Source organism: Providencia sp. Je.9.19 (genome assembly GCF_051129765.1).
Classification (GTDB): Bacteria; Pseudomonadota; Gammaproteobacteria; order Enterobacterales; family Enterobacteriaceae; genus Providencia.
This window is the reverse complement of the sequence record NZ_JBCPSS010000001.1, coordinates 540,290-553,002: the sequence shown is the minus strand read 5'-3', so window position 1 is coordinate 553,002 and position 12,713 is coordinate 540,290. Positions and strand designations below refer to the sequence as shown.

Annotated in this window: 11 protein-coding genes; 5 read left to right on the top strand and 6 right to left on the bottom strand. The window is 39.4% G+C overall.

Going from position 1 to position 12,713, the window contains the following annotated elements:
- Window positions 1-67: 67 nt before the first annotated feature.
- Genes AAZR93_RS02685 through AAZR93_RS02675 form a run of 3 tightly spaced genes read left to right on the top strand, consistent with a single transcriptional unit; the run spans window position 68 to window position 3,956 of the window.
- Window positions 68-2,461, top strand: a complete 2,394-nt coding sequence (locus AAZR93_RS02685) for a DMSO/selenate family reductase complex A subunit (RefSeq protein ID WP_434718892.1) — start codon at window positions 68-70, stop codon at window positions 2,459-2,461.
- On the top strand, window positions 2,458-3,081 hold the full coding sequence (locus AAZR93_RS02680) for a DMSO/selenate family reductase complex B subunit (protein ID WP_294350756.1): 624 nt from the start codon (window positions 2,458-2,460) through the stop codon (window positions 3,079-3,081). The genes AAZR93_RS02685 and AAZR93_RS02680 overlap by 4 nt, the downstream gene beginning before the upstream one ends.
- A gap of 2 nt (window positions 3,082-3,083) precedes the next feature.
- A complete protein-coding gene (locus AAZR93_RS02675; protein WP_294103481.1) occupies window positions 3,084-3,956 on the top strand; it encodes a dimethyl sulfoxide reductase anchor subunit family protein in 873 nt (290 codons plus the stop codon).
- Between the two features lie 462 nt (window positions 3,957-4,418).
- Here the strand turns inward: AAZR93_RS02675 and dbpA are convergent, their stop codons facing one another.
- The 4 genes from dbpA to AAZR93_RS02655 form a co-directional block, all read right to left on the bottom strand.
- Window positions 4,419-5,792, bottom strand: a complete 1,374-nt coding sequence (gene dbpA, locus AAZR93_RS02670; RefSeq protein ID WP_434718891.1) for an ATP-dependent RNA helicase DbpA — start codon at window positions 5,790-5,792, stop codon at window positions 4,419-4,421.
- Window positions 5,793-6,010: 218 nt separating this feature from the next.
- Entirely contained in the window at window positions 6,011-6,607 is a 597-nt protein-coding gene (locus tag AAZR93_RS02665; protein WP_336428997.1) for a Slp family lipoprotein, read from the bottom strand.
- A gap of 443 nt (window positions 6,608-7,050) precedes the next feature.
- Window positions 7,051-7,749, bottom strand: coding sequence for a tRNA (adenosine(37)-N6)-threonylcarbamoyltransferase complex dimerization subunit type 1 TsaB (gene tsaB / locus AAZR93_RS02660; RefSeq protein ID WP_294103873.1), 699 nt, complete (start codon window positions 7,747-7,749; stop codon window positions 7,051-7,053).
- A 117-nt stretch (window positions 7,750-7,866) separates the two neighbouring features.
- Window positions 7,867-9,792, bottom strand: coding sequence for an ATP-dependent DNA helicase (locus AAZR93_RS02655; protein ID WP_336428995.1), 1,926 nt, complete (start codon window positions 9,790-9,792; stop codon window positions 7,867-7,869).
- 152 nt (window positions 9,793-9,944) lie between these two features.
- Between AAZR93_RS02655 and AAZR93_RS02650 the strand changes: the two genes are divergently transcribed.
- Complete coding sequence (locus AAZR93_RS02650) at window positions 9,945-10,292, top strand: RidA family protein (protein ID WP_294103476.1); 348 nt, start codon at window positions 9,945-9,947, stop codon at window positions 10,290-10,292.
- Between the two features lie 121 nt (window positions 10,293-10,413).
- Here the strand turns inward: AAZR93_RS02650 and mdtI are convergent, their stop codons facing one another.
- Together mdtI and mdtJ are read right to left on the bottom strand one after the other, a co-directional pair.
- Window positions 10,414-10,746, bottom strand: a complete 333-nt coding sequence (gene mdtI, locus AAZR93_RS02645) for a multidrug/spermidine efflux SMR transporter subunit MdtI (RefSeq protein WP_294103474.1) — start codon at window positions 10,744-10,746, stop codon at window positions 10,414-10,416.
- Between the two features lie 2 nt (window positions 10,747-10,748).
- Window positions 10,749-11,177, bottom strand: a complete 429-nt coding sequence (gene mdtJ / locus AAZR93_RS02640) for a multidrug/spermidine efflux SMR transporter subunit MdtJ (RefSeq protein WP_294103472.1) — start codon at window positions 11,175-11,177, stop codon at window positions 10,749-10,751.
- A gap of 655 nt (window positions 11,178-11,832) precedes the next feature.
- Between mdtJ and pdxK the strand changes: the two genes are divergently transcribed.
- Complete coding sequence (gene pdxK, locus AAZR93_RS02635) at window positions 11,833-12,681, top strand: pyridoxine/pyridoxal/pyridoxamine kinase (protein ID WP_434718890.1); 849 nt, start codon at window positions 11,833-11,835, stop codon at window positions 12,679-12,681.
- The last annotated feature ends 32 nt before the right edge of the window (window positions 12,682-12,713 follow it).

Sequence of the window (12,713 nt, the reverse complement as noted above, 5' to 3'; positions counted from 1 at the left end):
AATCAATAAGAATAATCCATTCTCTCCCTATGATCTTCATTAGTTAAGGTCGTTAAATGAGAATCCTATGTCTACTAAAATAATAAAACAGAATTTGTACAATGAAAAAGGGCTACCACTAAGCCGACGTCATTTTGTGCAAGCCAGTGCGGCATTAGTTAGCTTGCCGTTTATTTCAAGCAATGTTAAATCTCAACCCGCTAATATCCCCATTGCCAACGTATTAAATGATGGCACTGAAATTGTATCCACTTGTAGTACATTTGACTGTGGTGGCAAATGTGATATTCGGGCACATGTCAAAGATGGTGTTGTCACACGCATTACTACTCGACCAGATGATGCTTTGGATGAAACTATGCCAATCATGCGTGCCTGCGTGCGCGGTCGCGGGTATCGCAAATTTGTATATGATGCAGAACGTCTAAAATACCCGATGAAACGAGTGGGTAAACGTGGTGAAGGTAAATTTGAGCGGATATCATGGGATGAAGCGACTACATTAATTGCCGAAAACATTACTCGTTTAACCGAAAAACATGGTGCAGCGAGCCGTTTCTTAACGGTAAATACCGCGGTAACTGGTGGGATTTTCTCCGGTGATACCATGATGAAAAAATTATTCAATCTGACTGGTGGTTTTCTACCCTACTACCACTCCGTTAGCTTAGGCAACACTGTCAAAGTCACTCCCTTTACTTATGGCTTAGCCAAAACAGGAAGCTCTCTTGATACCTTAGAGAACACTCCATTAGTGATCCTCTGGGGTCATAATCCTAATGAGACTGTTTTTGGACATACCAACCATTATTTTCAAAAAATGAAAAATAAGGGAACTAAATTTATTGTTGTCGACCCACGCTATTCGGATACTGCACAATCTTTAGCTGATCAGTGGATCCCATTATTACCGACAACCGATAATGCGCTACTCGATTCAATGATGTATGTGATAGTTAGTGAAAACCTGCATGACAAACCGTTTATTGACAAATATGTGGTTGGTTTTGATGAGCAGCATATGCCAGAAGGTGTTCCCGCAAATGAGTCATTAGTCGCTTATTTAATGGGACAAAAAGATGGTATAACGAAAACGCCTGAATGGGCTGAAAAAATCACTAAAGTACCCGCAAATACTATTCGCCAATTAGCGCGTGAATATGCGATGACAAAACCTGCGGCACTAATTCAAGGTTGGGGGCCACAACGTCATATATGTGGTGAACGTAGTGCCCGAGGAACCACACTGTTAGCAGCTATTACAGGTAATGTAGGTAAACGTGGTGCTTGGGCCGCAGGCTATGGTGGTATTGGTAATCGCCAATCGATGCACGGCCCTGATATTGGTGAAAATCCAGTTAAAGCCCAAATTTCAATTATGAACTGGATGCAAGCTGTTGAAGATGCAAGCCAAGTTCGCCCTGAAGATGGTTTATTGGGTGTTGATAAACTCGATAGCAATATCAAAATGATATTCTCACTGGCGGGTAATTATCTGGTTAACCAAAACCCAGATGTTAATGCAGCAGCAAAATTATTAGCAGATGAGTCAAAAGTTGAATTTATTGTCTCTAGTGATTTATATCTTTCCCCTTCTGCAAAATATGCGGATTTGGTATTGCCAGAAACCAGCTTCATGGAAAGATGGAATATTGGTGATACTTGGGGTACTGGTAGCTACTTTATTTTGTCTGAAAAAGTGATTGAACCTGATTTTGAACGTCGCTCTGATTACGACTGGATAACAGATGTAGCAGAAAAGCTTGGTGTAAAAGAAGCATTTACTGAAAATAGAACTGAAAAACAATGGATTGAATATCTTGTTGGAATGAATAAAGCTCGATTCCCAGATAAACCTGATTTTCCGACCTTTGATGAGCTACTAAAATCTCGTCGCTATTTATTCAAAGATATTGGTTTTGTCGCATTTGAAGACAATATTAAAGATCTTGAGAAAAATCCATTTCCAACTCCATCAGGCAAAATTGAAATTTTTTCAAAGCGCCTGTATGACATGAATAATCCCGATATTCCAGCATTATCTAACTATGTTCCAGCCATCGAAGGGCCGGAAGATAAGCTGACAGCTACCTATCCACTACAGATGTTGACGTGGAAAGGTAAAAACCGTGCTAATTCAACTCAATATTCCAACCCAATATTGCAAGAAGTTCAACGACAAGAACTATGGATAAACCCAATAGATGCGCAGCAACGCAACATCAAAACAGGTGAAATGATCCGCATTTTTAACGACCGAGGTATTTCTCAAATTCCTGCATTAGTCACTGAACGTATTATTCCTGGCGTTGTGGGTATGCAAGCTGGTGCTTGGTGGAATCCTGATAAAGATGGAGTGGATCATGGTGGTTGCCCTAACGTGCTAACATCAACACGAATGACACCTCTTGCTCATGGTAATTCACATTTAACCGTTTTAGTTGAGGTAACCAAAGCATGAGTGATTTCAAACAGTATGCCTCAGTAAGTGATGAGCAATTAGGCTTCTTTATCGACTCATCCCGTTGTTCAGGCTGTAAAGCTTGCCAAGTTGCGTGTAAGGATAAAAATAACCTCGAAGTTGGTCGACGTTTCCGTCGTATTTATGAGGTTCAAGGTGGTGGTTTTGCACCTAATGGCCAAGGTGGCTATGAAAATAATGTTTTTTCATACACCTTGACCATTTCATGTAATCACTGTGACGACCCTATTTGTGTGAAAAATTGCCCAACCACTGCTATGCACAAACGAGAAGGCGACGGCATTGTAAGAGTCGATACCAGTAAATGTGTCGGTTGCGGATATTGTTCATGGTCGTGCCCTTATGGCGCTCCGCAATTAAATGAGCAAACTGGGCAAATGTCTAAATGTGATTTCTGTGTTGATTTACTCGCAGAAGGTAAAAATCCAATTTGTGTAGATACTTGCCCTCTCAATGCCATTAAATTCGGCACTATTAAAGAACTACGTGAAAAATATGGCCATTTAAGCCAAGTTCAAGGATTGCCCGATAGTGCAATCACTCGACCAAACTTAGTGATCAAACCCCATAAGGGTGCAATAGATAAAGGAGGTAATTAGTTATGAGTGAATGGCCGTTAGTCGCCTTTACCTTATTGGTACAAAGCTCTGTGGGTGTTGTTATTTTCACCGCACTTTATTTTTGTTGGATTGAAAAAGAAACTGGTAATCAAAAAGCAACTGCTGCTATGAAGCCAGTTTTACTCATCAGTGCAATACTCGGTTGTTTAGGTTTATTAGCATCAACAATGCATATGGGATATCCATGGAATGCATTTCATGCCTTGCGTCATATATCTTCATCTTGGCTAAGTCGTGAAATTGTATTTGCTGCACTTTATCTAGGAGCTTTGTGTCTTTATACCTTAATTGTTTTGATTAAAGGAAAAATGAACAAAAGCATCCTCGCTTTTATAGGTTTGTTGGGATTAATTGATGTTTTTTGTATGGCGTCACTGTATTTCAATACGTCGATGATGACTTGGATGCATGCTAATACCTATTTTATGTTCTTTGGTTCGGTATTTACGGCGGGTGCTGCAATTACACTTGGCTTAACTGCTTGTCGTACCAAGACATTAGTGAGTTTAGAATTAGCCAATAAAATGGTAATAAGCGCCCTTTCCTTAGTATTTATTGCTATTGTTATACGTATGGCAGTACAGCCATTTTATTTAGAATGGCTGTCTCATGCTGTTATTTCTAGTAATTCAATTACCTTCCCTGAATCGCCTACGACCGCTTATGCAAGTACTTTTCTATTAAGAGTTTCTGCATGGTCTTGGGGTATTATTGGTATTTTGCTTTTGGGTTTCAGTATTTGGAAAAAACAAGTATCACCGTTCAAAACGAGTATTCCAATAATTACTTTAGCCTGTGTAGTGATTTTCTTAGGTGAAATTCTAAATCGCTTCGCTTTTTTTATTGTTAATTAATATGGCTTTATAATGTATTTTGACTTTTAATATAGATTAACAACCTCCTAATAAAAATACCCGTTATCGCTCATCGGGTATTTTTTCATTTAACACATTATGCTATCAAACTCAGACTAAATCATCTGTCTAGTTAATAAGGGGCAAGGAAATCAATTATATAAAATACATATAAATAGACTTTTATATGAATTTCTATTACGCAGGGTTAGTCTAAACCAGACTTTTAATGATATTAGAATCTAAATTAACTATTATATTTTTTAGTATACTTGCCAATCACCTTTAGCATTAGCGGAATAAGTGACAACTTAAACATACGACCAACACATTATAAATAATCAATTGATTTTATAATATGTTTATAACTTTAATTAAAAATCATACTGAGTACTGGACACTTTTTTCAATAAAGCCCTCATATTGAGGGCCTTATTATTTGTTCACCGCACTAAGGTATGGCTACTTAAGCAATCTCGCTTTTACTGTTTTGCCTTTAATTTTGCCTTGCTGTAGTTTTTTCCATGCACTTGCCGCCACAGATTGTTTTACTGCGACATAAGCATGCATTGGGTGTAAAACAATTTTACCAATATCGGCTCCATCTAGGCCTACATCACCTGTCAGTGCACCTAAAATGTCACCTGCACGCATTTTAGCTTTCTTACCACCATCAATGCACAGAGTCGCCATCGTCGCTTCCAGTGGTGTAATCTGTAAGCCTGTTGGCACTGGCAGCCAGTTAAGTTTCATATTTAGCATTTCTTCTAACACATTTGCACGTTGAGCTTCACCCGGAGCACAAAGGCTAATTGCTAAACCACTTTCACCAGCACGAGCAGTACGACCAATACGGTGAACATGAACTTCAGGATCCCATGACAGTTCGTAGTTAATCACCATTTCTAATGCTTTAATATCAAGCCCACGTGAAGCAACATCTGTAGCCACTAGCACACGGCTGCTACCATTAGCAAAACGTACTAATGTTTGGTCACGATCGCGCTGTTCCATATCACCATGTAGTGCAAGTACGCTTTGATGGCTATCATTCAATGCATCGAATACTTCTTGGCAATCTTTTTTAGTATTACAGAACACGACACAAGATGCGGGTTGATCACGGCTCAATAATTTTTGTAGTAAATCTATTTTACCATTGCGTGATACTTCATAAAATTGCTGTTCAACCGCAGGTAACTCATCTACTGAGTTAATCTCAATAGTTAATGGGTCATGTTGAATACGCTGGCTGATCGCTGTAATGGCCTCAGGCCATGTGGCAGAAAATAGTAAAGTTTGACGCTCAGCCGGTGCATTTGCAATCACCTCGTCAATAGCATCAAAGAAACCCATATCTAACATACGGTCAGCTTCATCTAGTACTAAAGTTTGCAGATCATCCAAATTAACAGTTTGTCTTTTTAGATGGTCAAGTAAACGACCTGGTGTTGCAACAATAATATGGGCTGCATGACTTAAAGAGTCTCGTTGAATACTGAATGGAACGCCACCGCAAAGAGTCAAAATTTTAATATTCGGAATGTAACGCGCTAAACGGCGTAATTCATTGGCAACCTGATCGGCAAGTTCACGAGTTGGGCACAACACTAGCGATTGGGTATTAAATTGCTTAGCATCAATGCGCTGCAACAGACCCAAACCAAAAGCAGCAGTTTTCCCACTACCGGTTTTTGCTTGAGCACGAACATCTTTTCCTGCAAGAATAGCGGGCAAAGCCGCAGCTTGAACTGGGGTCATAGTGAGATAACCGAGTTCATTAAGGTTTGAAAGTTGTTCCGCAGGAAGTGCGTTAAGTTCAGCAAATGAGGTCACAATGAAAATTCCGAATAAAATAAAAAGACGAATGACTGGTAATGATACTATTACTTCCTTGTTATGTCGTGAGGAAGTTTCATTTCATGACTAAATTAACGATGATATCAGTCTGCTACTCATCATCATTAACATTCCATAAGACAAAAGTAAGAAACCCCATGCAATTACATGAGGTTTCTTTGATATCAGCCAATATGATTAAAATTAATATTCAATCATTCGGTTAAGTAGGTTTGCACCTGTGCGGGACCACCTGGATAGCCATAACCCCAACCCCATGGATGATTATAATAGTACGGGTCACCGTAATATCCATAACCCCAAGGACCTGACGGCGGTAACATGACACTTTGCGCAATATTCCAGCGTTGGAAACCTGTCGCATTCATCGTCACATATTTATATGGAACTTGGCCGACTTTACCTTGTTGTTCTCCAGTGATTTTACCCACTACAGTCACATAACGGTTATTAAAATCATTTGGTTCAAGGAAACCATTAAGGTAAGCGTAAATACGCCCTACTGAAGCTGAATTTAGCTCAGGAGAGCCATCATACTTATTCAGTGTCATCACAGCGATTTCTAATCGCGTTCTGGCTGGCTCATTATAAACTGAGAGCACTTTGCCGCCAAAGCGCGCTTCCTGACCAATGTACATCTCTGGTGCGTTTTGGACTGAAGTTAAATTATCTGTCGGATTCGGTACCGTTCCTTGGATAGACGCAGGTATCGATACACAACCCGTTAATGCTAATGCGCCTGCAATTAAAATGCCTTTAAGCGCAGAGCGGTAGTTTAATTGTTTTTTCATTCACCACCTCCGATTAGCTGTATTATAAATTGCTATCTATAATAATAACACGAAATTAAAATTCCATAACATTATATGTTAAATTAATACGCTACTAGTTTAATCACAGCTGAGGAATAAAGTAAATTTATTCCTATTCTCTACTTTAAATGCTTTTATTCTTAATTGGAGTAGATTAACAAATGATTCATCACGTTATCATTCATTTTCGCTAAAGATTATCTCAACTCAATTAATGCCTATTTATCGGCGTATTGATTTACTTTACAATGACTCCGCATCTTAATTAATAAGATGTATTAATTAACAACTAAATAAAAAGTGATTTGAATAATTAAAAGAAGAGCAAATTAGTCATATAACTTTATGTATTTAATTATAAGCTCAACCCAAAAGTTGTAGTTCCATCAACTACAACTCAAATTAGGCAAACGAGATAAACATTACTCTCGTCCAGGCAATTTCTTCCACGTAATTTCGTTACGTAAGTAAGTTGGTTCGACATCCTCAACCGCGATAACAGCACCTGCTAACCATAGTTGCGCAGCGATTGGTAACATATCTTGTGCATCAGGTAAGGAGACATTGCTATCAGTAATTTGTGAGTTATCAACGAGTAACTGTGGATAAGCTTCCCAACCTGTACCTGCATGACCCCATTGCCCTGTTAACTGAGCAAACTTAACTTTAAAGTCATCAGGGATAAGAACTGCTTCAGTTTCTTCACCCTGCCAAAAACCGTCTGCTGTACGCTGATATTGTGCGCAATAAATTTCTGACATACGTGCATCAATGGCGGTTAACACATTAGAATGTCCACTTACACGAAAAGCGCCTTGTGCTAGGGTCATTAAAGATGAAACCCCAATCATCGGTAAGTCAGCCCCCAATGCGAGCCCTTGTGCAATACCAACACCAATTCTTACGCCAGTAAAGCTCCCAGGACCGCGACCAAAAGCTAACGCATCCAATTGATTTAACTTCATTTCAGCTTGTGCTAATACCTCTGCCACCATTGGCAGTATTTTTTGGGTATGTTCACGAGGAGAAATAGCAAAACGTGAAATAATTTCACCATCACACAAAAGTGCGACTGAACATGCTTCTGTTGCTGTATCGACAGCGAGAATACGACTCGACATGCCTGAACTCCGGCAAATTAATAAATTTTTGTTGCCACATCAGTAGCAACCTGAAAGAGAGCAATTATAGTAGCATAAACTAACAATTCAATAGCAGAAAAACGATAACCCGTTGATTCAACTTTTGTTATTAACCTGCTTTCTTTTTTTTTCTAGGAATTCAATTGCTTTAGTTAAACTTCTAGTTCGAGGTGACGGTGGTAGGCTCGTCAAAAAAACCTCACCATACGGCCGAGTAACCAATCGATTATCACAAATAACAATGACACCATAGTCACTAGTATCTCGGATCAAGCGACCTACCCCCTGCTTTAAGGTGATGACGGCATCAGGTAATTGTACATCAGCAAAAGGATCGCCGCCGCGTAATTCACAATCTTCAATTCTAGCGCGTAATAATGGATCATCCGGTGCAGTAAATGGAAGTTTATCAATAATGACACAGCTTAATCTGTCACCTCTCACGTCAACCCCTTCCCAAAAACTGCTGGTTGCCACTAGAACGGCATTACCCGCTGCAATAAATTGGGATAACAATTTATTTTTACTGCTTTCCCCCTGCATTAATACAGGCAAGGTTAAGGTCGATTTAAACTCTTCCGCTAATTCCCGCATCATTAAATGGGAGGTACAAAGAAAAAAGCAACGCCCACCATTTTTTTCAATCAATGGTCTGAGCATAGTCGCAAGCTTTTGTGCGCTGCCTCTTTGATTCGGTTCCGGTGCAAAACGCGGAACACAAAGCAAGGTTTGGCTCGCAAAATCAAAGGGGCTTGCCAGTAACAATGTTTTGGCTGATTTTAATCCAAGCCTATCCGTAAAATGACTCAGTTTATCATTCACTGACAGCGTTGCTGACGTAAATACCCAACTTGCTGGTGTATTCGCTATCATTTCACTGAATTTATCCGCAACAGTTAAAGGCGTTAACGCTAACAAAAAATGGCGCCCATAACTTTCAAACCAGTAGCTATAGCCTGGAATAGTGACATCTTTAAGTCGATTGAGCCTATTACGATAAATTGTGACTCGTTCAAATATCGAATCTAATGATTGTGAACGTCCGAGTGAAGTTTTAATAACTTCATAACAGAGCTCTAAAGCATCGTCGAGTAAGGTTAATGCACGCTGAACTACCGATTGTTTGAGTAAATCACGCAAGTTTCCGCGAAAACTGTTTTCCCCAAGGTTAATCCTAAAATCAAGGGTACTTTGTGTCAGCCTATCCGCACTTTTTTGCAATTGGACCTGATCTTTTAATTCAGTACGATAAGTTATAACCATATCACGAGCAAGATCGAGCAATTGTCGACTACTGAGTTGCTGTCCAAAATATTGGCTCGCAATATCGGGTATTTGGTGGGCCTCATCAAAGATCATCACATCTGCTTGTGGAATTAACTCACCAAATCCAGTGTCTTTAACGACTCTATCTGCCATAAATAAGTGATGATTGACCACCACAATATCAGCTTCAAGCGCTTTTCGGCGGGCTTTTAACACAAAACATTCTTGATACCTAGGGCAATCACTACCTAAGCAATTATCGTTAGTGCTAGTAACCAATGGCCAGACAGGGCTATCTTCCGCAATATCATGGCAAGTGCTGGTATCTCCGAGTTCTGATTCTATCGACCAACTACGCAATCTCACGACAGCTGAAAGAATTTCAGGTTCAAGGCTTCCGCCACCCAACGATTGCTGATCAAGTCTTTCGAGACAAAGATAGTTAGAGCGCCCTTTCAATAAAGCGGTACGTCCCGTGTAATTCATCGCATCAATAATTGTTGGTAGGTCACGGTGATAAAGCTGGTCTTGCAGTGCCTTTGACCCTGTGGAAACAATCACTTTTTTACCCGAACGTAACGCAGGTACAAGATAAGCATAAGTTTTACCCGTACCTGTTCCCGCTTCAGCCACCAGCACATTTTGCGCATCAATTGATTCAGTCACCGCATTGGACATGGTGACCTGTGCGGCTCGAGGTTGAAATCCGGGGATTGTTCTAGCTAGAAAGCCATTTGCAGAAAAGTCATCGTGCACTAAAAAATCCGTCAATTATACAATAAAAAGTCACTCACTTTACCATGAGTTGGCTTTGGCTGCTGAGCTAATTATATTTTCATGAATAGAAGCAATGTTCATCACATTAGCAAACTGATATCCTTGATTAGCTTTAATTATAAGGAAAAACCATGACGATTAAACGTATTGACCCCGACAACCGTTGGTCTGAAGCCGTTATTCACAACGATGTTATCTATTACACTAGCGTCCCTGAAAATTTAGATGCTGACATTATTGCGCAAACAACCAATACATTGGCAGCGATTGATATCATGTTAGAACGAGTTGGTTCTGATAAGAGTAAGATCTTAGATGCAACCATTTTTCTTGCTAACAAAGCTGATTTTTCTGGAATGAATCAAGCTTGGGATGCATGGGTTGTTGCTGGTAGCGCTCCTGTGCGCTGTACTGTTGAAGCCACATTGATGAAACCTGAATACAAAGTTGAAATCAAAATCATTGCGGCAGTTAACTAATTGATTTAAAAATTATCAATAAAAAAGCTTCTTTAAAAAGAAGCTTTTTTTGTGCTTATAATGTCACTTGGTTTTAGTGCTAGGTATATCAAGTTATTGTAATTAATTGATATATTGTGAACTAAGACATTTTTATCAATACCATACCCACTAACATCAGTACGATACCCCCCCAACCTTTATAGTTGAGGCGCTGGTTAAACAAAATCCAACCAGCAGCAACCGTTGCAATAATACCGAAAGCACCCCAAAGTGCATAAGCAATTGATAATTCAATTCCTTTTACTGCTTGTGCCAATGAACTAAATGCACCAAGTACTGCAACTAAAGAGAGAATACCTAACCAATAGCGTTTAAAACCATTAGACATTTTTAAAAAAATGTTCGCAATAATCTCTAACACTACAGCTAAAATCAAAAACGCTGCATGCCACCACTCAAATTGACTGGCCATGATTACGCCTCCGACTTGGCTTCACTACGTGGTAAAGCCCCTGATTTTGCAACATTTACTGCGTGTTCTGCCACTTGTTTTACTTTTTGCGCAGAACCGCGCACGGTTGCTTTTTTCGTTCCTGATTTAATCAATCCAATACCGGTGATCAGTAATACTAATCCACCAATTTTCATTGGCGATAAAGACTCACCAAACCACATCACACTGAATGTGGTGATCAATAAAATACCAAATCCTTCCCACAATGCGTAAGCCACACCGAGCGCTACTTTTTTTACTGCAATAGCTAACAAAACATAAGATGTCGCAATCATCACATACATGACTGCCATTCCAGTAAAATCGCCGCTAACGCTGGCATGTTTCATTGATAATGTGCCGATAACTTCCGTAACGATAGCTAATGCTAAAAATATCCAATAAATCATTATATAGTCCCTCTAAGCACAACCATACGCTAGTCTGTTTTTTATACAGATAAAACTCACAATTAAGTTAATTCTCTAGCCGCAAAGTTGTTAATAAATTCAATCGATAACAACGAGTTGCTGATTTTATTCAGCAGAATGAATATAAGAGAGAGACGCTATAATGCACCACACCAGTAATGCTCACTGGAAAGGATAGCTGAAAGGAAAAGCTTATGTGACGTTCTTTTTTGTGACTTATTGATCTTGCCGCTAGTTGAGCTAAGCATGATATCTTATTCATTTCATCAGATGGACATCCATCCAATTTACTCCGAACCCTCATGTTGATTAATGATTACCTGCTATTTTTAGCATGCCATTTTCATTAAGTCAATGAATACAAACATTTTTTATATCACAAAAAAGAATGCATAATATAGTGCATAATTATTCATTAACATACAAACAAACCATTGAATCATGAGATGAAATACGAATAACCAACCATAATAATGACATTTTCTGTTCGACGTTTTGAGTAAAAAAAATCGTTTTTTCCCTTTTTTATGCTGTAAAAGCCATATGGATCTCGATTCTCATGTTTGCCATTGACAACTTAAACGAACCAGATTCTTATAGAGTTATATGAATGAGATACACCGAAGAGAAACAAATGGATACTTTCAATCTTACCTCTAATAGTTTTCAAAATGCCGCAGATGCTACCCCACTTCCTTATGATGTTGTGTCTATCCAATCCCAAGTAGTTTACGGCAGTGTTGGCAATAGCATTGCAGTTCCGGCATTGAGCAAACAAGGCTTACGAGTCGCAGCTGTCCCCACTGTCGTTTTAAGTAATACACCTCACTATACATCTTGCTATGGCGGTGAGTTACCAGGTGAATGGTTTCGTGGTTATTTAAAAGGTTTTCTTGAACGAGGTAGTCTGGATAGCGTTAAAGCCATTTTAACCGGCTATTTAGGTTCAAAAGAAAAAGCACAAGATTTAGCTAATTGGCTTTCTTGCGTTCGTGACTTACGTCCAACAATACCCGTTATTGTTGATCCTGTGATGGGGGATGAAGATAGTGGTTTTTACATTCCCCCAGAGATTGCAGATGTTTATCGCGACGCCGTGATCCCCCTAGCGACCGGGATCATACCTAACCGATTTGAATTGATGACTTTAAGTGGTCAAGAAATAAATAATTTAGACGATGCAGTGAATGCGGCTCGTTCATTATTAAAAGGCCATACTCAATGGGTTATTATTACGAGTGCATTTCAGCCTGATGATGACAGTATTGAAGTGGTTTGCGTGACCCAAAAAGATGTCGCAGTCATCCAGCACAAACGTTACCCTGTCACACCAAAAGGAACCGGTGATTTATTTGGTGCAGAATTAACAGCACAAATACTCGCTGGTTTATCTGTTCCTGATGCTGCAAAAATGGCATGCTTGCGTATTGAACAAGCGATTATTCATATGGTCGCAACAGGTCGCAGTGAACTAGTTTTATAAATAAAAATTAAAAATTCAGCAGCCCCGTAGGG

What these genes read in the sequence shown, in the direction of transcription:
- mdtI (WP_294103474.1), bottom strand. Translation starts at nt 10,746, where the DNA reads ATGGCCAGTCAATTTGAGTGGTGGCATGCAGCGTTTTTGATTTTAGCT.
- AAZR93_RS02685 (WP_434718892.1), top strand. Translation starts at nt 68, where the DNA reads ATGTCTACTAAAATAATAAAACAGAATTTGTACAATGAAAAAGGGCTA.
- tsaB (WP_294103873.1), bottom strand. Translation starts at nt 7,749, where the DNA reads ATGTCGAGTCGTATTCTCGCTGTCGATACAGCAACAGAAGCATGTTCA.
- AAZR93_RS02675 (WP_294103481.1), top strand. Translation starts at nt 3,084, where the DNA reads ATGAGTGAATGGCCGTTAGTCGCCTTTACCTTATTGGTACAAAGCTCT.
- AAZR93_RS02680 (WP_294350756.1), top strand. Translation starts at nt 2,458, where the DNA reads ATGAGTGATTTCAAACAGTATGCCTCAGTAAGTGATGAGCAATTAGGC.
- AAZR93_RS02650 (WP_294103476.1), top strand. Translation starts at nt 9,945, where the DNA reads ATGACGATTAAACGTATTGACCCCGACAACCGTTGGTCTGAAGCCGTT.
- mdtJ (WP_294103472.1), bottom strand. Translation starts at nt 11,177, where the DNA reads ATGATTTATTGGATATTTTTAGCATTAGCTATCGTTACGGAAGTTATC.
- AAZR93_RS02665 (WP_336428997.1), bottom strand. Translation starts at nt 6,607, where the DNA reads ATGAAAAAACAATTAAACTACCGCTCTGCGCTTAAAGGCATTTTAATT.
- pdxK (WP_434718890.1), top strand. Translation starts at nt 11,833, where the DNA reads ATGGATACTTTCAATCTTACCTCTAATAGTTTTCAAAATGCCGCAGAT.